This window comes from Desulfuromonas sp. TF, assembly GCF_000472285.1.
In the GTDB taxonomy this organism is placed as follows: domain Bacteria; phylum Desulfobacterota; class Desulfuromonadia; order Desulfuromonadales; family ATBO01; genus ATBO01.
Map to the genome: position 1 here is coordinate 103,780 of NZ_KI421415.1, position 21,389 is coordinate 125,168.

The following is a 21,389-nucleotide window of genomic DNA, read 5'->3' on the forward strand; positions in this document are numbered from 1 at the left end:
TTCTTCCTCGGCCGCTTTAACGGGTTTTTCTGCCGGCTCTTCTTCAGCCGCTTTCCCGGCTTTCCCCCCCTCAGCTTCTAAAATGGCGATTACCGTTCCAACCGGCACCGTTTCTCCCTCATCAACCTTGAGTGCAGTCACCACCCCAACCTCAAAGGCTTCCATCTCCATGGTGGCCTTGTCCGTCTCGACTTCGGCAATGATGTTTCCTTTGGCAACCTTGTCCCCTTCCTTGATACGCCACTTGAGGATGGTTCCCTCTTCCATGGTGTCGCTCAGCTTGGGCATGGTAATCTCTGTCGGCATGGGAATCCTGACTCCTTTGCATTCCATTCATTCTGTCGGACCGGATCTGTATGGCGTGCCTGAGACCGCCGATCCTCAATCGAGGGGGAGGCCTGAACCCCCTAGAGTATCTCCATCACCCTCGCCACCACCCCCCCTGCATTGGGAATGGCGGCCTTCTCTAAGTGCTTGCTGTACGGCATCGGCACGTCGACTCCGCCCACACGCAGCACGGGGGCATCGAGATCGTCAAAGGCCTCCTCCATGATGCGCGCGGCAATTTCGCCGCCCCACCCGCCGGTCAGCCAGGATTCCTCCACCGTTATCGCCCGATGGGTTTTACGCACCGATTTCAGAACGGTCGCCATGTCCAGAGGATTCAGACCCCTCAGATCGATCACCTCTGTCTCGATTCCCTCCTTCGCCAGAGCCTGCGCCGCTTCGAGACAGACGTAGACCATGCGCGATACGGCGATCAGGGTAACGTGGCGCCCCTCTCTTTTGATATCCGCCGCCCCCAGAGGAATCGTGAACTCGCCCTCGGGAACCTCGCCCTTCATGGCGTAAAGGCCTTCATGCTCTAGAAACATGACCGGATCATCTGAGCGGATTGCGCTTTTGAGCAGCCCCTTGGCATCAGCGGGGAATGACGGGATGACGACCCGCAGTCCAGGACAATGCATGAACATGGAATCGAGAGTATGGGAGTGCTGAGCGCCAAGCTGGTGACCGGCTCCCCCCGGAGCGCGGATGACCAGAGGGACGCTGCACTGGCCGCCGAACATGTAGCGGGCCACCGCCACGTTGTTCATGATCTGGTCCATGGCCACGATCGCGAAGTTGACTGTCATCAATTCGGCAATGGGTCTCAGACCCGTCATTGCCGACCCGCAGGCCATGCCGATAATTCCAGCCTCGGAGATCGGTGTATCGATCACCCGTTTTTCGCCGAATCTGGCAAGAAGACCGCGAGTGACCTTGAATGATCCCTCATACAGCCCTACATCTTCGCCAAGAATGAAAACGGAAGGATCGCGATCCATCTCCTCGCGCAACGCCTGGTTCAAAGCCTCGCGACAGGTTATTTCAGGCATAAAAAACTCCTTGGAATAAACGGAATCAGGACAAACTCGTTTCAACGCCCGCTCGCTTCGCTCACTCAAGGCGCAAAGTGCGGCAAAGAAGTCAGAAGCATTAGAGGTTCTCTTTGCGCCTTTGCGTGAGAAGGCCTTTCAGGCATAGACGTCGGTCCAAAGCTCCTCGGAGTCGGGGTCCGGACTTTCCTCGGCAAAGCGAATGGCTTCCTCAATCCGCTTCTTCTCCTCGTTTTCTATATTTTCGATTTCCCCGCGGTCTGTATGCCCTTCATTGAGCAGCCATTCTGCAAAGTTTGGGATCGGGTCCCGTTCTCGCCAGATTTTCTTTTCCTGCTCGCTCCGATACGTTCCGGGATCGGAGATGGAGTGACCGCGGAAACGGTAGGTGACCGCTTCGATATAGGTCGGTCCTCCTCCCTCGCGAGCCTTTTGTACCGCAGTGCGTACGGTTTCATACACCTCGAGCACATCCATGCCGTCGACCTTGAGTCCAGGGGTCTCGTAGGCGCAGCTCTTTTTATATAATTGCTCGACGGAACTCGCCCGGGAAACACTGGTCCCTATTCCGTAGCCGTTGTTTTCGCAGACAAAGACGACCGGCACCTTGTACAGGGCCGCCATATTCATGGCTTCGTGAAAAACCCCCTGATTGGTCGCTCCGTCTCCAAACAGGCAGACCACCACCTCGTCGGTTTCGCGATAGAGAATGGCCTGGCCGATCCCAACGGAAAGGGGGAGGTGTCCGCCTACGATGCCGTAACCGCCCATGAAGCGCAGTTCGGCATCGTACATGTGCATCGATCCCCCTTTGCCTTTGCTCACCCCGGTGGCCTTGCCGAAAAGTTCGGCCATAACGGGTCCGGGAGGGATCCCCTTGGCCAGGGCAAGACCATGCTCCCGGTAAGCACAAATCATGTAATCATCCTTGTGCATGGCGTGGGCGACTCCGACCCCGACCGCTTCCTGACCGCTGTACAGGTGGAGAAATCCCCCCATTTTCCCCTGGCTGTACAATTTGGGACAGGCTTCCTCGAATTCCCGGATCCGCACCATGTCCCGGTACATCTCCAGCAGTTCACGAGCATCCAGGAGTTCCAGTTCCTTCTTCAGCTTCATGTTTTCTTCCCTCTTTGTATGAAGCTTCCACTTTGGCATTCGGGTATAAATACTATCAACGATTAAGGGCTTGGCAAGCTTGTCTCCTGCCTTTGAAGGGGTATCCTTTAATAAGAATTTTCCCGGGGAGGTCTCATGAGCACTGCCGTTCGCTGCGAAATTCATCAAGGGGTGGCCGTTGTCACGCTTGATTCGCCGGATGAAAAGGTGAACATCCTGACGTCCGCCTTTCTCCGGGAGTTGGAGAGCACTGCACAGCTGCTTGAACAGAAGCGACCCACGGCGGCCGTGGTTCTCAGCGCTAAATCCGGGGGCTTCATTGCCGGTGCCGACATCCGTGAGATCCAGCGCGTCACCGATGCTGCCGAAGGAGCCGACCTCGCCCGTGAGGGTCAGCGGATATTCGGCTTGTGGGCCGGTCTTCCCTTCCCGGTCGTGGCGGCGATTCACGGCCACTGCATGGGGGGCGGCACCGAATTCGCCCTGGCCTGCGGCTACCGCATCGCCGCTCCGGATTCGACAATCGCCCTGCCCGAGGTCAGGCTCGGCATCCTGCCCGGTTTCGGTGGAACCCAGCGCCTCCCGCGGCTCATCTCGATTGAAAAAGCCCTGGAGATGATTCTTACAGGCCGCAAGGTTAGTGCGGAGGATGCTTATGAGATCGGCCTTATCGATCGGGTGGCCGCATCGAAGGGCCTTCTCGATGACGCCCTTATTCTCGCCCGTGAGGCCGTGCTCGACAAGCGGCATCTCCTTGCGGCCCGGAAGAGTAAAGTCAGGGACTTGCGCCGGTGGATGCTCGAGAAAAATGCCATCGGCCGGACCCTTCTTTTCAACAGGGCGCTCAAGAGCGCCCGGCAGAAGTCCGGGGGGCATTATCCGTCACCTCCGGCAATCGTCGAGGTGATGCGGAAAGGGTTGTCCCTCTCCCTTCCGAAAGGACTTGAACTGGAGGCGATTGAACTGGGCCGTCTGGTCGTCACGCCTGAGTGCAAAAATCTCATCCATGTTTATTTCCTCTCCCAGCGCCCATCCAAAGGTCCGGATTTGCCGGTGGAAGCCCGGCCGCTGCGGAAAGCGGCGGTGCTGGGAGCCGGAACAATGGGCGGCGGCATCGCCCAGTTGCTTGCCGATAAAGGGATACCCGTCCTTCTGAAGGATATCCGCCCGGAAGCGGTTGAAGCGGGCCTTGAACATGCGCGCCGGATTTTCGGCAAAGAGATGTCCAGGAAGAGAAAAGACCAAAAGGCGGTGTCCGGTAAAATGGAGAAAATCACCGGAACGACCAGTTACGAAGGATTCCACGAGGTGGATCTGGTAGTGGAAGCTGTCGTGGAAAAGATGGAGGTGAAACAGTCTGTGCTTCAGGAGGTCGAGGCGCACCTGCCGGAAAGCGCCGTCTTTGCCACGAACACGTCCGCCCTTTCCGTAAGCGAATTGCAGGGTTCGGCTCGCCGCCCAGGCAACGTGGGCGGCATGCATTTCTTCAATCCGGTGCACCGCATGCCGCTGGTGGAAATCATCCGCGGCGATCTGACTTCCGATCTGACTGCGGCGACCCTTTTCGAGGCGGCCCGCCGCCTTGTGAAAACTCCTATTATTGTTGCGGATCGTCCCGGGTTCCTGGTGAACCGATTGCTGGTCGCCTATCTCAACGAAGCCTGCCTCATCGCGGCCGCCGGGGTCGACTGGCAATCCCTCGACAAGAAGGCCGTAGAGTTCGGACTGCCGATGGGTCCGTTCCGCTTGATTGACGAAGTCGGCATCGATATCGCCACCGAGGTGGCAAAAACCCTCAGCAAGGCATTTTCCTACCTGCCGGAGAGCCCTCTGCTCCCAAGAATCGTTTCAAGCGGATTGCGGGGGAAAAAAGCGGGCAGAGGCTTCTATCTTCACGTGCAGGGAGAAAAACCGAAGCCAAACCGCAGCGTCGACCGGGAGCTCGGATTGTGCAAGCTCCGCGACGCCACGGCATTCGATATGCGAAAGCTTCTTCTGCTCATGGTCAACGAGGCTGGCCGCTGCCTGGAAGAGAAGGTTGTGAGTACCCCTGAAGACGTCGATACCGGCATGGTTTTCGGTGCCGGATTTCCTCCTTTTCGTGGAGGGCTCTGCCGCTGGGCGGATGCCGAAGGGCTTTCAAAACTGGTCGGTGAACTGGAGGAGATCTCGGCGGATGCCGGCAGACGTTACGAGCCCTGCACCTACATCAAGGAGCGCAAAAATTTTTATCGATGATCCGGGCTCCCCATTTGCAGCCCATTTGGTGGTTCGGACCGCACCATATAAAAAGGGCCGGAGAGATGATCTCTCCGGCCCTTGAGAGTTTGATTCCGTCGTGACATCAGCCAAGGAAAACGTTGTGGTTTCTGGCCCGGTTAGCCAGAATGGTAGGGTCAAGTACCTCTCCGCAGGAGCAACATTTCCAAGCGTCGAATGAACGGACGAAATCATAGAACTTCTCAGCGTACATTCTCCCTTTGCATTTCGGACACTTCATGTTTTTCCCCCTTTGCCTATGTTTGTAAGACTTGGTGACCGCGTTGGTTAGATCCTACGTATTTCACCAGTCGTGCCATCTTTGCCGAAAAAGAGGAGAAAAACAGTCACAAAATCCTTTCAATATTGAGTTTAAGGCCATATTTCAAGTACTTGCGGAAATGGAGTGGTGGGCTAAAAAAAATTTCTCCAGCCTTCAATGCTTCGCGGACCGATCCCCCGCACCCTTTTCAACCCGTCCAGCGAGCCAAAATCGCCATTTTGTTGACGGTCATCTTCGATTCTCTCCGCCAACCGGGGACCGACTCCGGATAGGGCCTGCCAGTCGTCATAGTTCATGCAGTCAGGGTGGAGTGCTATCCCGAGGGCCATGCGTTGCAATGCCGGAAGCCACTTTCGTTTCATTTCAACCACTTGGGACTCGTCTACGAGAATATCCACGAATTCACCGGGACGAAGGGGGAGGTGTATTCGCGGATCTTCCGCCAGAGAGGGAGCCAATCCCAGCCCAGTCAATTTAATGACGTCTTCCAGGGAGGTACCGTCAGAAAATTGATGAAGACCGGGAGCCGGAAATCCTTCCCCCAGGACCACCGCAACTTCCGGCCGACTTTCCACGAAAAAAGCCGGGGGTCCTCCGTCGTGGAGGACCGCCCGGCTGTAGAAGACCGCGTAACCGGCGAGCAGGACTAGAACAAGTAAACCAGCTCCTCGCGGAGAGCGCACCGGCTACCGTTCCTGATCCTTGAGCAGTTTGTACTGCAGAGCATCCACAAGGGCATGGTACGAGGCATCGATGATGTTATCGCTCACCCCCACCGTTCCCCAGCGGGAAGCCTTGTCCCCCGATTCGATCAGCACCCGAGTGATCGAGGCCGTCCCCTTGCCGGCTGGAAGAACCCGAACCTTGTAGTCGAGCAGCCGCACTTCCCTGATCTGGGGATAAAAGCTTTCCAGCGCCTTGCGCAGTGCATTATCCAGGGCATTGACAGGCCCATTGCCATCGGCGGCGGTGTGTTCGATTTTCCCTCCCACCTTGACCTGTATGGTGGCCTCGGAGATCGGTTTTTCGTCTTCATGCCTCTTGGTGTCGATGACTCTGAATCCGATCACCGAGAAAAAATGGCGCATGGTTCCCAGAGCCCGGCGCATGAGCAGTTCGAAGGAGGCCTCCGCCCCTTCGAATTGATAACCCTTGTTCTCCATCTCCTTGATTTCCTCGAGGATCTCCAGGGTGACCGGGTCCTTGCTGTCAAGATTGATGTTGAACTGCTCGGCCTTGGCAAGAATGTTGGATCGTCCGGAGAGATCGGAGACGAGCACCCGGGTGATATTGCCCACCCGTTCCGGCCGGATGTGTTCGTACGTTTCGGGATGGCGCTGGATGGCGGAGACGTGCACTCCCCCCTTGTGGGCGAAAGCGGAATTTCCGACGTAGGCCTGGTGTTTGTTGGGTACAAGGTTGGCCAGTTCGTAGATATAGCGGGAAACCTCGCGCAATCTTTTCAGCTGCCCGTCATCGACGCATTCCCGTTCCATCTTGAGGCGCAGCGATGGGATGATGGAGCAGAGATTGGCGTTGCCGCACCGCTCGCCGAAACCGTTTATCGTCCCCTGAACGTGGACGATGCCGTTTTCCACCGCCACCAGGGAATTGGCCACCGCACATTCGCTGTCGTTGTGAGTGTGAATCCCCAGCGGGGTGGACACCGCCTTCTTCACCTCGTCAAGGATGCTCGGGATCTGGTGCGGCAGAGTGCCGCCGTTTGTGTCGCACAGAACGATGCAGTCCGCCCCGGCCTCCTGGGCTGCCTGAAGGGTCTTGAGCGCGTACTCGGGGTTGGCCCGGTACCCGTCGAAGAAATGCTCGGCATCGTAGATCACTTCGCCGACCTGTTCCTTGAGATAGGCGAGGGAATCGTAGATGAGCTCAAGGTTCTCTTCCAGACTGATGCGCAGCGCCTCGAATACATGGAAGTCCCAAGTCTTGCCGAAAATGGTGACCACGTCCGGCTCAGCCTGGATGAGAGTCTGGATGTTGTTGTCCCTGGCTGGAGTCGTTTTAGCCCGACGGGTGGAGCCGAAGGCGGCGATCTTCGCCTGCGACAGGGAAACCTTTTTGATGTCCTTGAAGAAGGCGATATCCTTTGGATTTGAGCCGGGCCAACCTCCCTCGATGTAATGAATCCCCAGTTCATCCAGCTTCTGGGCGATGCGGATCTTATCCGCCACAAGAAAAGAAACATCCTCTGCCTGGGTGCCGTCCCTCAGTGTCGTATCGTACAGCTTGATCAGACTCATTCCCTCATCCTCGATATGATGCATATCACGCGTAACGCGCCCACGCGTCGCGGATTATTCCGCCTTCACGTCCTTTCTGGAGAGTCCGAAAGCATCGTGGAGAACCCGCACCGCCAGTTCCGTGTACTTGGAGTCGACGACGCAGGAGACCTTGATCTCGCTGGTCGAGATCATCTGTATGTTGATGCCTTCCTGCGAGAGAGTCTGGAACATCTTGCTGGCGATGCCCGAATGGGAGCGCATGCCGACGCCGACAATAGAGACCTTGGCGATATTCTCGTCGGAAGCGACGCCGCCGGCTCCAATCTGGGAGGCCGTCTCTTCGACGATCTTGAGAGCTTTTTTGAAATCCGACCGGGGGACCGTGAAAGTCAGGTCGGTATACCCTTCGTGGGAAACGTTCTGAATGATCATGTCCACGGTGATATTGGCATGGGACAGGGGCGAGAATAGCTTGGAGGCGATCCCCGGCTTGTCGGGTACGCGCATCACTGAGATTTTAGCTTCATCTTTGTTGTAGGTAATCCCCGAAACCAGAACGGTCTCCATATCAGCATCCTCCTTCATCACCAGGGTCCCTGGATTGTCGTTGAAACTCGAACGGACATGAACCACCACGTCGTATTTCTTGGCAAATTCCACCGAACGGATCTGCAGCACTTTGGCCCCGAGGGATGCCATCTCCAGCATCTCGTCATAGGAGATCTTCTCGATCTTGGACGCCTCGGGAACCATCCGCGGGTCGGTGGTATAGACCCCGTCGACATCGGTGTAGATCTCGCAGACATCGGCCTTGAGACCGGCAGCCACCGCCACCGCCGAAGTATCGGATCCGCCGCGGCCGAGGGTGGTGACGTTCCCCTCCTTGTCCGTGCCCTGGAACCCGGCGACCACGATGATGGTGCCGTTCTTCAGGTCCTCACGGATTTTCTTGTCCTCGATCTTCTCGATGCGGGCTTTGGAGTAGGAGCTGTCGGTAAGAATCGGAATTTGATGACCGAGGTAGCTCTTGGCCTTGTACCCCATCGACTGCAGGCACATGGACAAGAGGGCGATCGTCACCTGCTCGCCGGTGGCGACCAGGACGTCGTATTCCCGTTCGCTGGGAAACTCGCAGATCTCGTTGGCCAGGGCGACCAGCTTGTTGGTTTCGCCGGCCATGGCGGAGACGATCACCACCACATCGTTGCCGTCGTCGTAGGTCCTGGCGACCCGACGGGCAACATTGCGGATCTTCTCGATGGTCCCCACCGAAGTTCCACCATATTTCTGCACAACCAGGGCCATAATTACCTATGCCTCCTTTTGCTGTAAAAAGCGGCCGTAAGGACGCTTGAATTCTAAGCTTTGTTGACGCGTTCGGTTTTTCTTCCACCGCGGCCGGGCTTGTGAACGGCAGAGTCGCCGACATCCTCGGCCGCCTCCATGATCATCTCCGGGAGGGTGGGATGAGAGTGGATGACTTCCCCGAGTCGGGCGGCGCTCATCTTCTCCTGCATGGCCACCGCCACTTCCGCGATCAGGGCCGATGCTTCCTCCCCGACAATGGAAGCGCCGAGGATCGTGCCGTCCTCCTTGGCCGCAACCACCTTGACTAGGCCTCTCGGCTCCCCGTCGCAGAGCGCCTTGCTCGACGCCTGGTAGGAAAAGCGGCCGACCTTGACCTCCAGCCCCTTCTCCTTGCAGTCCTCTTCTGTCAAACCGACCTGCCCGATCTCCGGCAGGGTGAATATGGTGCTGGGAACAACGCGGTAATCGGCTCGGCGATCCCCGCCCAGGGCATTTGCCACGGCGATACCGCCCTGATAGGAGGCGACATGGGCGAGCTGAATGATGTTGGTGACGTCGCCGATGGCAAAGATTCCCTCGGCCGAGGTGCGCATTCCCTCATCCACCACCACAGCCCCCCTCTCGGTCCTGACACCGGCCTCCTCCAGCCCCAGTCCTTCGGTATTGGGCACCCGCCCCACCGCGACCAGCACCTTTTCGACGGACAGCTCCCGGCCTCCGGAGATGCGGGCAGTCACCTTTCCTTCAGCCGTCTCAAGTGCTTCGACCGAGGTGCCGGTATGGATGGTCACCCCCTGTTCCTTCAGGGTTTTTTCCACTTCCCGCACCGCCTGCCGATCGCTGCGGGCGAGGATGGCGGGAAGCTGCTCCACAATGGTCACTTCAGTGCCCATGGCGGAAAAAATACTGGCGAATTCGCAGCCTATATAGCCGCCGCCGATGACCAGCAGGCTCTTGGGAAGCTCTTTAATAGCAAGAATTTCATTACTGGTCAAAACATTTTTCCCGTCGATGGGTAGGGTTTCAGGACGAGCCACCACGGACCCCGTCGCCAGAATGATGTTCTTGGCCCGGATATGGCCGACCACGTCCTTGCTACGGATTTTCACCTTTCCTGTCCCCTCCAGGGAGGCCTCGCCCCGAAAGATGTCGACACCGTTCCCTTTGAGAAGCTGTTCCACCCCGCCGACCAGCTTCTCGACCACCTCGTCCTTGCGCCGGGCGGCCTGAGCGAAATCAAAGTCGAGATTCTCCGCACGGATGCCATGGGAGGCTGAATTCTTGATTCTCTGGAGCAGCAACGCGGTGCTGTACAGGGCCTTGGTCGGAATGCACCCCCGATTGAGGCAGGTCCCCCCCACCTTGTCCCTCTCTATGAGACATACGCAGGCGCCCTGCTGGGCCGCCCGAATGGCCGCGACGTATCCGCCGGGGCCGCCTCCGATGACCGCTATATCGAACTCGATCATGAGAACTCCCCCTTCTCCCGCCATCGGCGGGCAAGATGCGCCAGCACTTCTTCACCATATTCCCCCCGGGCCCGAAACAGCACCGTTCGGCCTTCGGCTTCTCCGTAGGAGATCTCAACCCGAAGGCCCTCGGCCTCCAGGCCGGGAAACCGGTCGGCCCATTCCACCACCGTCACCCCGCTTCCGTTAATATAGCCGTCGAAATCGATATCGACCAGCTCGTCGGGATCGGAAAGACGGTACAGATCGAAATGGTAGAGCTCCAGCCGTCCGCGGTAATGATTCATCAGGGTATAGGAGGGGCTGGTGACGGGCTCACCGGCGGGGATCCCGAGACCGATTGCCAGCCCCTGGGTGAGGCAGGTCTTGCCCGCTCCCAGTTCTCCCGACAGCAGGACGGCCATCGGATCGGCGATGATCCCGCCGAGCAATCGTCCCAACTCCCTGGTTTCATCAGGCGAAGAGGTGGTGACGATCCACTCCCGCACGATCTACTGTCCCATGGAACGGATGATATCGAGGCGGGCAACCACTCCAACCACCTTCTTCTCTTCGACCACGGGGATCAGGTGAGCCTTTTTTTCGATCATCAGCGAGGCGATTTCGCTCACCGGGGTGTCGGGCGTGCAGGTGACCACTTCCCGAGTACATATATCCCCCACTTTCCGGGCGGTGATCTTCTCGACTTCTTCACGGAAGTTTTTTTCACTTTCCAGATAAAGAACCCAGTCGAAAATAGAGATCACGGTCGGAATATGAAGTGGCTTGTCCTGCTCCACCAGATCGGTTTCCGTGACGACCCCCTCCAGGCGGCCCGCTTCATCGAGGACGGGCATGGCGCTCACCCCCTTGGTCACAAAGAGACGGGCCAACTCTTCCACATCAGTATCGGCGGTCACCGAATGGACCGTGCGGGTCATGATATCCTTGGCTCTCAGCATAACAGTTTCCTTTCAAGTGGATCTATTGGGGCAGGGCCCAGGCCCCTGCATCATGGCCAGCTCCCTCCGGGTTGCGGGGATCTCAGCCAGCAGATCGGAGGCGATCATGCCGGCATCGCCGAGACGCTCCAGGAGGCGGTCGGCGGCACGGCCATGGAGGTACGCTCCAAGAATGGCTGCATCTCCCGGCGGCAGGCCCTGGGCAAGGAATGCTCCGATCATACCGGTGAGCACGTCGCCCATCCCGCCGGAGGCGAGTCCGGGATTTCCGCTGCCGTTGATCCGCACCCGACCGTCGGGGAGGGCGACCACCGTGCGGGCGCCCTTGAGAAGCAGGACGACCTGGTATTGACGGGCGAAGTTTCGGGCAGTGCCGATGCGGTCCGACTCGATCTCGGCCACCGTCCTGCCGGTCAGCCGCGCCATCTCCCCGGGATGGGGAGTCAGAACGGCCGCTGCACCGACCCTCTCCAGCAGAACATCAGGTCGCTCGGCGATGGAGTTCAACCCGTCGGCGTCGAGTACCAGGGGCACCGGGCAGCTTCCGACCAGTCGACGCACCAGATTCCGGACTTCTTCCGTTTGTCCCAGCCCCGGCCCCAGGGCGAGTGCATCCTTCCCCTCCAGGAGGGACTCGATGTCGCCGAGCCCCTGCAGGCTCAGGGCTCCTTCCATTCCGGGGAGGGGCGCGGTCATGGCCTCTGTGAGCTTGACCGCCAGAACATCCTGGACCGCCGCCGGGCAGCCGACGGTGACCAGACCCGAGCCTGCCCGCAGGCCGCCCTCGGCGGTCATCGCGGCGGCCCCCGTCTTGCCGATGGACCCGGCGACCACCAGGAGATGGCCGAAGGTCCCTTTATGCCCGGTCGATGAACGGATAGGCAGAAGTTCTGCGGCTGCATCCGCATCCACCAGCACATGATCGGCGCCCGCCTGTCGCAGAAGAGAGGCCGGAATCCCGATATCGACGGTCTCCAGAAGGCCGCTCATAGCCACCCCCGGGTGTACCGCGTGCCCGATCTTGGGCAGGGCGAAGGTTACCGTCAGATCGGCGCGAACCGCCCGGCCCAGGATCTCCCCGGTGGAGGCGTCGATTCCCGAGGGTATGTCCACGGCCATAACCGGCGCCGACGCATCGTTGATCCAGTCGATGGCTTCGGCACAGAGACCGCGAACCTCGGAGGCCAGCCCCGTCCCCAGGAGGGCATCGACGATCAGGGCGGCGTCACGGTCCCCTGACAGAGCCCGGGTCAACGCCTTGGAGTCGGCGGCGAAGGTCACTTCCGCCCCACTGCGGCGCAGGGCCTGCAGATGGATGCCGGCGTCTCCGCCGATCGCCTCGGCCGCGGCCGTCACCACCGTCCGGACCCGCCATCCCCGGTTGAGGAGATAACGGGCGATTACGTAGCCGTCGCCGCCGTTGTTTCCTTTGCCGGCCAGCACCAGGACGGGACCTGGATGCAGGGAGGGAAAACAGCGGCAAAGCCGGTCGGCGGCGGCGCGCCCGGCATTTTCCATCAGCACGACTCCGGGAATGCCGATTTCCTCGATGGTCCGGCGGTCGATTTCACGCATTTCCCTGGCGCTGACCAGCTTCATGACTTCTCCAGAACCACCGTCGCCACGCCGTAATCCCCGTCATGACTGTAGGAAAGATGGACCGCCGTCACTCCCCGCTCCCGGACGATTTCCGCAGCTCGGCCGGAAAGCCTCAGGGAGGGGCATCCCAGTCCGTCCTTGATCACATCCATATCCTGCCAGGAAATCCCCTGACGCAGGCCCAGTCCAAGGGCCTTGAGAAAAGCCTCCTTGGCGGCGAAGCGGACGGCCAGATAAGGGGCCGGATCCTTTTTGGCCAGAGAATACACTTTTTCACCGACGGTGAAGATCCGGTCGATGACCCCCTTCTTCTCCCGGGCGAGCAGCCGGCGGAAACGTTCGATGCGGGCGAGATCGATTCCCACCCCGGCGACGGATGACAAGCCTCAGCCTCCTCGGACCAGCGCCGCCATCTCGCGCACGGCCCGTTCCATCCCCACCAGAACGGCCCGGGACACGATGCTGTGGCCGATGTTGAATTCTTCTATTCCACCCAGAGCGACCACCTCCCTGACGTTCTGATAGTTGAGTCCGTGCCCGGCGTTGACCCCCAGACCGAGCTTGCGCCCGGCTCGGACCGCATTGTCGATTTTTTCTAGTTCTATGCGGCGAGATCCCGGGTCCCTGGCCTCGCAGTAGGCTCCGGTGTGAATCTCGATATAGTCGGCGCCCAGGCGGCGTGCGGCCTTGATCTGCTCGAGGTCGGGATCGACGAAAAGGCTGACGGTTATCCCTCCCTGCCGAAGCAGTTCGACAGGGTCCTTGAGCGAGGATCGGTAACGGATCACGTCCAGCCCACCCTCGGTGGTCAGCTCTTCACGCTTCTCGGGGACCAGGGTGACGCAGTCGGGGAGAAGCTTGAGGGCGATGCCGACCATTTCGTCGGTGGCGGCCATCTCCAGATTGAGACGGGTGCCGACCGTTCTGCGCAGAAGCTCCACGTCCCGGTCCTGAATATGGCGCCGATCTTCCCGCAGATGCACGGTGATGCCGTCGGCGCCGGCAAGCTCGGCCAGAGCGGCTGCCGTGACGGGGTCCGGCTCGGCAACACCCCGGGCCTGGCGGACGGTGGCGACGTGGTCAATATTGACTCCCAGCTTGGCCACGGCTACAGGTCCTCCTTATGCCCGCCCAGGCCCTTTTCCATGGCCATCCCGATTTCATTGGCCATTTCCGTGATCTGGTATTTATCCTGTCCCTCCAGCATGATGCGCAGCAGCGGTTCCGTTCCCGAGTAGCGGATCAGAACGCGGCCGGTATCCCCCAGCTTCTGCTCAGCTGCGGCGATGACCTTCTGCACCTCGGGGACCTCACTGATTTCCTTTCGCTCCGCCACACGAACGTTGAGCAGGACCTGGGGGAGGGCAATCATCACCTTGGCCAGTTCCGACAAGGTCTTGCCTGTGCGACGCATGATTGCCAGAACCTGTAGAGCGGAAATCATGCCGTCACCGGTGGTATTGTGATCGAGGAAGATCATGTGCCCCGACTGCTCTCCCCCCAGAGTATAGCCGTGCCGTCGCATTTCCTCCACCACGTAGCGGTCTCCGACCGCCGTTTTGACTACTTTGCCGCCGGCCTGGCGCACGGCGATATCGAGACCCATATTGCTCATGACGGTCGTCACCAGGGTGTTTTTGGCCAGCTTTTTCTTCTGGAGCAGATGGGTCGCGCAGATGGCCATGATATGGTCGCCGTCCACCTCGTTGCCGAATTCGTCGACAAAAATGACCCGGTCGGCGTCGCCGTCTAGGGCGATTCCCAGGTCGGCCCGATGCTCCTTGACCGCCTCGGACATGATCTCTGGGTGAAGGGAGCCGCAGCCGGCGTTGATGTTGGTGCCGTTGGGGGAAATTCCCAAAGGAATGATCTCGGCCCCGAGCTCTTCCAATACAGCGGGGGCCGCCTTGTAGGCCGCGCCGTTGGCGCAGTCGAGAACGATCTTGAGTCCCTTGAGGTCGAGGTCCCGGGGGAAGGAGTGCTTGAGGAAGACCACATAGCGGCCGCGGGCGTCATCGATACGGAAGGCTTTGCCGACCTCCGAGGCGATGGGACGCAGGGAGTCGATCTTTTTGGAGAAGATCAGCTCCTCGATCTTGAGTTCCAGATCGTCAGGGAGCTTGAACCCGTCGGCCGAGAAAAACTTGATTCCGTTGTCCTGATAGGGATTATGAGAAGCGGAAATCACCACTCCGGCGTCGGCCCTCATGGAGGCGGTGATGAAAGCGATCCCCGGGGTCGGAAGAGGTCCAACCAGCAGAACATCGACCCCCATGGAGCAGATCCCGGCCGCCAGGGCATTCTCTATCATATAGCCTGAAAGCCGGGTGTCCTTACCTATTACAATGCGGTGGCGCCGATTTCCTCCCTTGAATGTATAAGCGACGGCGCGCCCCAGCTGCATGGCCATTTCGGTCGTCATGGGATAGATGTTGGCCACCCCCCGGACTCCGTCCGTGCCGAAAAGTTTCTTCTTCATCACTGATTATTCCTGCCTTTCTCCTCTTCAGCGGGCGATTCCAGCGGTTCGATCTCAACTTTGACTTCCACCGCCCCCTGCCCTTTAATCGTCGTGTATTTCCCCCGGTAATTGAGGGGCGCCATCAGGGTGAAGCTTTCCCTGACACCCTCCGCATCCACCGGTTCCGTTACAGCTTCATGAATATCCTTCAGTTCTCCCTCGGCCCCTTCCACAGTCACCTGGTCAGGCTCAGTCCGGACTTCGGCGATCCGGAAACCTTCGGCCGGCGTTCCGTTGAGCAGTACTTTCACGGGAACCGTCTTCTCTCTGATCCGCTCCAGTTTCACGTCGACAAAGGAAGGCGAGAGACGGGTAACCTTCAGTCCACTGGGAATATTGAGGCGCTCCTCCAGGCGCTTGAAGGAGGTGAGCCCCGGCTGCAATCCCTTGAGGTCGACGGAAATATGGACGTCCGTGGGTCGCAGGTTCACCAGCAGGGTGCGCGGACCGCTGATGCGCACATCCACCAGGGACGGAACCTCATTGGTCACGATCATCCCGTCGGGGACGTTCTGCAGTTCCAGAGGAACGGCATAGCCCACCTCCAGTTTCCGCTCCCCCATGACGAAAAACCACAGGACAAGAGCAAAAACGAGGGAGAGTACCTTCAGCACCCAGTTTTCCGTCAGTCTTTCTAACATGGCTACCGTTTCTTCTTTTTATCCGTGCGAGGTTCAAGCAGCCGCTTGAGAACCCGCTTCAGGGAGGATGAATCAAGATCGCGGGTGATGCGTCCGCCCACCACGACCGAGATCTTGCCGGTTTCTTCGGAAACGACGATGGCCACCGCATCCACCAGTTCGGTCAGGCCGATGGCGGCACGGTGACGGGTTCCAAGGGCTTTGCTGATGTCGGGATTGCGTGAAAGCGGCAGAAAACAGCCGGCTTTTTTGAGTCGGCCCTGCTGTATGATGAGGGCCCCGTCATGGAGGGGCGAATAGGGAAGGAAAATGGAAGCGATCAGGTCGCTGGATACCTTGGAATCGATTTCCACCCCCACCTCGAGAAAATCCTTAAGACCCGTCTCCCGTTCAATGACGATCAGCGCACCGATGCGTTTACTGGCCATATTGACACAGGCCTTGACCAGTTCTTCCATGATTTCCGTTTCCTCCCGGTAGGAGAGATCGGCAAAAAATGGATTTTTCCCCACGTGCATCAGGGCGCGGCGGATGTCGTTCTGAAAAATGACGACGATGACAAGAATGATTGAAGAGAGAAAATTGTCGAGCAGCCAATGAAGCGTCCAGAGACCGCCGACCTGAGAAGCAACATAGACGATGAGAATAACCGCCAGACCCAGAAGCATCTGGACGGCTCGTGTTCCCTTGATAAGCAGAATGATCCGGTAGATGATAAAGGCGACGAGGGCGACGTCGAGCAGGTCGAGCAGCCATCTGAAATTTTTTAAAACGTCGAAAATTCCGCCCATACCCCACCGGTCTGAAATAAAAGTACTTACTGATTCCGTGATTCTGCCGTCATTCCTTGATTATGCGGTATTGCAGATGCCGGCAGGTGAGGCGTGAGGGGTGAGGCACTCCTGACTCTTCACTCCTCACGGATTCAGGGCATTTCCCCGCGACAAACGGCCCAGGCCATTAATGCAGTTTCTCTGGCAGGCCGCACGTCGTGAACCCGAAAAATTCCCGCGCCCCTCTCCACACCCAGAGCGACGGTTGCCAGCGTTCCGTACAGCCTCATCTCCGGAACCGGCTGATTCAGGACCTTTCCGATGAAGCCCTTGCGCGAGGTGCCCAGAAGAAGAGGATAGCCGAGTGTCTGGAATTCCCGCAGGCGCCTCAGGATTTCTAGATTCCCCTCCGGGCTCTTGCCGAAACCGATCCCCGGGTCCACCGCCAGCTTCTCCGGGGAGACTCCGGCGGCCAGTGCGGCATCGACGCTCCCGCGCAGGTAGGCGATAATCTCACCGACCATGTCACGATAGCGGGTATCCCTCTGCATCTCCTCCGGACGCCCCCGGGTGTGCATCAGAAACAATCCCGCACCGGTTTCGGCGGCTGCCTCAGCCATCTCGGGATCGAAGCGCAAGCCGCTGATGTCGTTGATGAAGTCGGCTCCAAGGACTGCGGCCGCCCTGGCCACAGCCGCCTTATTGGTGTCGACGGACAGAGGGAGATCGAGTTCCCGACGCAGCCCTTCGATGACCGGCGCCACTCGATCCAGCTCGATCTGGGTCGAAACGGCGGCGGCTCCAGGGCGGGTGGTTTCACCTCCGACATCGATGATGTCGGCCCCTTCCCGGGCCATCTCCCGCCCTCTCTGCAGGGCTTTCTCCAAGGAATCGAATCGTCCCCCATCGGAAAAGGAGTCCGGAGTGACGTTGAGCACCCCCATGATCAGCGGCCGATTGAGCTCCAGCCGGCAGTTGCGCCCGGCAAGGGTCCGCACCGGCTGATCGAGGTTCCGCAGGAGTCCTTCGAGCTGGCCGGAAAGGTCCGCCAGACCGAAAGGCTGACTGGTGAGGCGGCGACACAGCATTCGCAGCTTTTTGAGGGAACCGATGAGAATGACGTCCGTTTCGGCGACGGCGCAGGATACGCTGCCGCGTGCGACCGCCGCGTCTCCTCCCAGCGCGAGCATCTCCTGTTTAAGGATGTTGGCGGAGCGGCAAGGGACGCCGGTCAGCTTGACCAGCCTCCGCACCATTTTGGCCGCCATCCGTTCGACGCCGACGGGGTCGGCGCCGACACACAGAATTTCCCGACGGGCTTCGGCCTCATCCTCAACCATCAGCAGGCGCGGTGCGAAGGGCATCTATTCCCCGGGACGGACGGCGTCTTCGATACAGGGTCCCTCGCCGGGGGCGACCGTCTCGGCTTCTCCGACGTGGGGCGGGGGGGCCGCCGCACCGAAAACCATGGTGCGGATCTCGGCGCCGTCGAGGTTTTCCCGCTCCAGCAGGGCCTCGGCCACAGTGATCAAGTGCTCACGGTTTTCGGAGAGTATTTTGCGGGTCCGCTCATAGTTGACGTGGATGATGCTCCTGATCTCGTTGTCGATTTCGACAGCGGTCGCCTCGCTGTAGTTCTTCATATGGCCCATGTCGCGACCAAGGAAAACTTCCCCTTCCTTCTCGCCAAAGGCGAGCGGCCCTATCTTCTCGCTCATCCCCCACTCGCAGACCATCTTGCGGGCGATGGCCGAGGCTCGCTCGATGTCGTTGCTGGCACCACTGGTGATGGTCGAAAAAGATAATTCCTCGGCGACCCGGCCGCCGAGCAGGGTGCAGATGCGGGTATGCAGACCCTCCCGCGTCTCGTTGTATTTTTCCTCTTCGGGCAGATACATGGTCACCCCCATGGCCCGGCCGCGGGGAATGATGGAGACCTTGTGCACCGGATCGGCGCCGGGGATGAACAGCGCCACCAGGACATGGCCCGCCTCATGATAGGCGGTGACCTTCTTTTCCTCTTCAGTGATGACCATGGAGCGCCGCTCGGCCCCCATCAGCACCTTGTCCTTGGCCATTTCCAGATCCGCCATGCTGACCTGGTTCTTATCGGCCCGGGCCGCAAGCAGGGCTGCCTCGTTGATCAGGTTGGCCAGGTCTGCGCCGGAGAAGCCGGGCGTTCCCTTGGCGACCACCTCCATGTTGACGTCCGGTGCGAGGGGAACCTTGCGGGCGTGCACGTTGAGGATCTTGGTGCGTCCCTTGACGTCGGGTCGGGGGACGACAACCTGCCGGTCGAAGCGTCCCGGCCGCAGCAGTGCCGGATCGAGAACGTCGGGCCGGTTGGTGGCGGCGATCAGGATCACGCCCTCGTTGGACTCGAAACCGTCCATCTCCACCAGCAGCTGGTTGAGAGTCTGCTCCCGCTCGTCATGCCCGCCACCCAGGCCGGCACCCCGATGGCGGCCGACGGCGTCGATTTCGTCGATGAAGATGATGCAGGGAGCGTTCTTCTTTCCCTGTACGAAGAGATCACGGACACGGCTCGCGCCTACCCCGACGAACATTTCGACGAAATCGGAACCGGAGATGGAGAAGAACGGGACTCCGGCTTCGCCGGCGATGGCGCGGGCCAGCAGGGTCTTGCCGGTGCCGGGGGAGCCGACCAGCAACACCCCCTTGGGGATGCGTCCGCCGAGACGGGAAAACTTCTTGGGGTCCTTGAGATAAGAGACGATCTCTTCCAGCTCGTCCTTGGCCTCGTCGATCCCCGCCACATCCTTGAAGGTGACTTGGGCCGAAGTTTCGGAAAGGAGCTTGGCCTTGCTCTTGCCGAAGCTCATCGCCTTGCCGCCGCCGGACTGCATCTGCCGCATGAAGAAGATCCACACGCCGATCAGCAGCAGGATCGGTCCCCAGGAGACCAGCATGGTAAACCAGAAGCTGCGGTCCTCTTCAGGCTTGGCCTGGATCACGACCCCTTTCTGGCGCAGCTCGCTAACCAGGTTTGGGTCGTCTGGCGCGTAGGTCGTAAACCGGGTCTCATCCTTGAATTGGCCATTGATATTGGATCCCTGCACCGTCACTTCCTGGACGCTACCCTCTTCCACGGCTTCCAGGAAGGCCGTATAGGTGATCGGCTTGGACTCCTGTTCTTTCTGGGTCATCATATTGAAAAGCAGGATCATCACCAGAGAGATGACCAGCCAGAGTGCGAGATTTTTATAGAACTGATTCACTGTACCCCCTAAACTCGTTTTGTTTTGGATCGACGGGCGGCGCAAAAAGAGGAATCCACCGCCCGAATCCTTCGAGAATCTAACATAAACCCTGTGATTTCACAAGCGAATAGTCGACGAATGTGAGGGCGAAATGGTCAGCCTCAATACCGTTTTTCCATGAGCCGGAAGACGCCCGGAGCAGCGGCGTACCCCGGCCACCCATAGAATTTCGCCGGCTTCCACCAGGGGGAGACGGCCGCGGAATTCCCTTTCGATTCGAGCGTCAATGAAGAAATCCTTCAACTTCTTCCTTCCTTCCATTCCGGCAGGACGGAACCGGTCGCCGGGACGGAAGGATCGCACCGCCAGAGGAAAGTCGACGGCCGACGCATCGAACTCCACGGCCGCCAAGGTCTCCCCCCGCGGTTCCTCCACCAGCTCGACCAGCAGCCGGCGGCCGTCCGGCAGGGAATATTCACCGGGACCGGGGATGGTGAATACAAACGGCACGGGGGTCGGCGGCGGCGCCTGGCGCAGCCACAGGCTTTCATATCGGCAGGCCGCCCATGCCCCGGGCAGATGGATTTCCGCCTGGGATCTTCCTCCCGTGACCATCTTTCCGACATCCTCGATATGCACGGCGGTGATTCCGCGCAGATCCCCGCGCACCTTCTCCAGGGCCAGGCGGATCACCCTCGCCCCCAGGGCGGGATGCAGGGCCGCCAGCCCGGCCCGGTCGAGCCGGATCTCCCCTTCCCTAGGCCGGCCGAGGGCGGACAGGAGGCGGTCCTCCTCAGCTCGCCAGCAATCCTCCTCCAGGGCAATGCGCCCGCTGAGGCGGGCCAGATGCTCCTCGGCCCGGGGATTGAAGGTCTGCAAAAGAGGAATGAGTTCATGGCGGATACGGTTGCGCGTGAAGGCGAGGTCCCGGTTGCTGGCATCCTCGATGTGGGTGAGGCCTCTCTCTGCCAGATACTTCAGAATCTGCTCGCGGGAAAAGGACAGGAGGGGACGGATGAAGGGACCGCTCTTCGGACGCATGGCCGCCAGTCCGGGAAGAGCGGTGCCGCGGATAAGGCGGTGAAGAAATGTTTCGACCTGGTCGCCGCGGTGATGCCCCAGGGAGATGACCCGGCATCCCTGTTCAGCTGCCGTTCGTCGCAAAAAGTCCCGACGCGCCTCCCTGCCCGCCTCCTCCATCCCCATCCGGCGATCTTCAGCCAGGGCGGGGATGTCGATCCGCTCCACGGTCAGGGAGATCTCCAGTTCAGCACAAAGCTTGCCGACGAAATCGGCGTCCCGGGGACTCTCCGGCCGCATTCCGTGATCGAGGTGGGCGGCATGCAGGGAGAAGGAAAAGGCGGGGGCCAGCCCGTGCAGCAGATGCAGCAGCGCCACCGAATCCGCCCCGCCCGAGAGGGCGACCAGCACCCGGTCTCCGGGTGTCACCAGATGGACAAGGTTTCTGCGGAAGGCATCGTGCATGACATTCGGCTCAGGCATGACGGCTATAAAAAGTGAAGCCCTCACCGGCTACCGGAGAGGGCTTCGCTGAAAAATGGTGGCGGTGCAGAGATTCGAACTCCGGACACTGCGGATATGAGCCGCATGCTCTAACCAACTGAGCTACACCGCC

19 protein-coding genes and 1 tRNA gene are annotated in these 21,389 nt (G+C 59.7%); 1 reads left to right on the forward strand and 19 read right to left on the reverse strand.

The window, feature by feature from the left end; translation table 11 throughout:
- The 3 genes from DTF_RS22190 to pdhA all read right to left on the reverse strand — a co-directional run.
- Positions 1-306: biotin/lipoyl-containing protein (locus DTF_RS22190; protein ID WP_155890739.1), on the reverse strand; the 306-nt coding region annotated here is incomplete at its 3' end.
- A 101-nt stretch (positions 307-407) separates the two neighbouring features.
- Positions 408-1,379, reverse strand: coding sequence for an alpha-ketoacid dehydrogenase subunit beta (locus tag DTF_RS0106225; protein ID WP_027714629.1), 972 nt, complete (start codon positions 1,377-1,379; stop codon positions 408-410).
- A gap of 138 nt (positions 1,380-1,517) precedes the next feature.
- A complete protein-coding gene (pdhA, locus tag DTF_RS0106230; protein ID WP_035055949.1) occupies positions 1,518-2,498 on the reverse strand; it encodes a pyruvate dehydrogenase (acetyl-transferring) E1 component subunit alpha in 981 nt (326 codons plus the stop codon).
- 135 nt (positions 2,499-2,633) lie between these two features.
- Between pdhA and DTF_RS22195 the strand changes: the two genes are divergently transcribed.
- The gene (locus tag DTF_RS22195) at positions 2,634-4,736 is read left to right on the forward strand and encodes a 3-hydroxyacyl-CoA dehydrogenase NAD-binding domain-containing protein (RefSeq protein ID WP_051361004.1); all 2,103 of its coding nucleotides are present in this window, start codon (positions 2,634-2,636) and stop codon (positions 4,734-4,736) included.
- Positions 4,737-5,171: 435 nt separating this feature from the next.
- On the opposite strand, the gene DTF_RS25265 is transcribed toward DTF_RS22195, so the two are convergent.
- The 16 genes from DTF_RS25265 to DTF_RS0106315 form a co-directional block, all read right to left on the reverse strand.
- Complete coding sequence (locus DTF_RS25265) at positions 5,172-5,723, reverse strand: helix-hairpin-helix domain-containing protein (protein WP_027714631.1); 552 nt, start codon at positions 5,721-5,723, stop codon at positions 5,172-5,174.
- Between the two features lie 3 nt (positions 5,724-5,726).
- Positions 5,727-7,298 carry a citramalate synthase gene (gene cimA, locus DTF_RS0106245; protein WP_027714632.1) on the reverse strand — a complete coding sequence of 524 codons (1,572 nt, stop codon included), beginning with the start codon at positions 7,296-7,298 and terminating at the stop codon, positions 5,727-5,729.
- Between the two features lie 54 nt (positions 7,299-7,352).
- Complete coding sequence (locus tag DTF_RS0106250; RefSeq protein WP_027714633.1) at positions 7,353-8,585, reverse strand: aspartate kinase; 1,233 nt, start codon at positions 8,583-8,585, stop codon at positions 7,353-7,355.
- 53 nt (positions 8,586-8,638) lie between these two features.
- On the reverse strand, positions 8,639-10,057 hold the full coding sequence (lpdA, locus tag DTF_RS22205; RefSeq protein WP_226989194.1) for a dihydrolipoyl dehydrogenase: 1,419 nt from the start codon (positions 10,055-10,057) through the stop codon (positions 8,639-8,641).
- Positions 10,054-10,545, reverse strand: coding sequence for a tRNA (adenosine(37)-N6)-threonylcarbamoyltransferase complex ATPase subunit type 1 TsaE (gene tsaE / locus DTF_RS0106260; RefSeq protein ID WP_051361005.1), 492 nt, complete (start codon positions 10,543-10,545; stop codon positions 10,054-10,056). The genes lpdA and tsaE overlap by 4 nt, the downstream gene beginning before the upstream one ends.
- Positions 10,546-10,548: 3 nt before the next feature.
- Positions 10,549-10,998: a CBS domain-containing protein gene (locus tag DTF_RS0106265; protein WP_027714635.1), complete on the reverse strand. Its 450-nt coding sequence runs from the start codon at positions 10,996-10,998 to the stop codon at positions 10,549-10,551.
- A 12-nt stretch (positions 10,999-11,010) separates the two neighbouring features.
- Complete coding sequence (locus DTF_RS0106270) at positions 11,011-12,597, reverse strand: bifunctional ADP-dependent NAD(P)H-hydrate dehydratase/NAD(P)H-hydrate epimerase (protein ID WP_027714636.1); 1,587 nt, start codon at positions 12,595-12,597, stop codon at positions 11,011-11,013.
- A complete protein-coding gene (locus tag DTF_RS0106275) occupies positions 12,594-12,980 on the reverse strand; it encodes a holo-ACP synthase (protein WP_027714637.1) in 387 nt (128 codons plus the stop codon). The genes DTF_RS0106270 and DTF_RS0106275 overlap by 4 nt, the downstream gene beginning before the upstream one ends.
- 3 nt (positions 12,981-12,983) lie before the next feature.
- Positions 12,984-13,703, reverse strand: coding sequence for a pyridoxine 5'-phosphate synthase (locus DTF_RS0106280; RefSeq protein ID WP_027714638.1), 720 nt, complete (start codon positions 13,701-13,703; stop codon positions 12,984-12,986).
- Between the two features lie 2 nt (positions 13,704-13,705).
- Positions 13,706-15,076 carry a phosphoglucosamine mutase gene (glmM, locus tag DTF_RS0106285; RefSeq protein ID WP_027714639.1) on the reverse strand — a complete coding sequence of 457 codons (1,371 nt, stop codon included), beginning with the start codon at positions 15,074-15,076 and terminating at the stop codon, positions 13,706-13,708.
- Positions 15,076-15,759: a YbbR-like domain-containing protein gene (locus DTF_RS22210; RefSeq protein ID WP_051361007.1), complete on the reverse strand. Its 684-nt coding sequence runs from the start codon at positions 15,757-15,759 to the stop codon at positions 15,076-15,078. The genes glmM and DTF_RS22210 overlap by 1 nt, the downstream gene beginning before the upstream one ends.
- A gap of 2 nt (positions 15,760-15,761) precedes the next feature.
- A complete protein-coding gene (gene cdaA, locus DTF_RS0106295) occupies positions 15,762-16,550 on the reverse strand; it encodes a diadenylate cyclase CdaA (protein ID WP_155890732.1) in 789 nt (262 codons plus the stop codon).
- 134 nt (positions 16,551-16,684) lie between these two features.
- Positions 16,685-17,896, reverse strand: a complete 1,212-nt coding sequence (gene folP / locus DTF_RS0106300) for a dihydropteroate synthase (protein ID WP_027714641.1) — start codon at positions 17,894-17,896, stop codon at positions 16,685-16,687.
- On the reverse strand, positions 17,897-19,771 hold the full coding sequence (gene ftsH / locus DTF_RS0106305) for an ATP-dependent zinc metalloprotease FtsH (protein ID WP_027714642.1): 1,875 nt from the start codon (positions 19,769-19,771) through the stop codon (positions 17,897-17,899). It abuts the gene before it with no gap.
- A 99-nt stretch (positions 19,772-19,870) separates the two neighbouring features.
- A complete protein-coding gene (tilS, locus tag DTF_RS0106310) occupies positions 19,871-21,238 on the reverse strand; it encodes a tRNA lysidine(34) synthetase TilS (RefSeq protein WP_027714643.1) in 1,368 nt (455 codons plus the stop codon).
- A 74-nt stretch (positions 21,239-21,312) separates the two neighbouring features.
- Positions 21,313-21,389 (reverse strand) — tRNA-Met (locus DTF_RS0106315).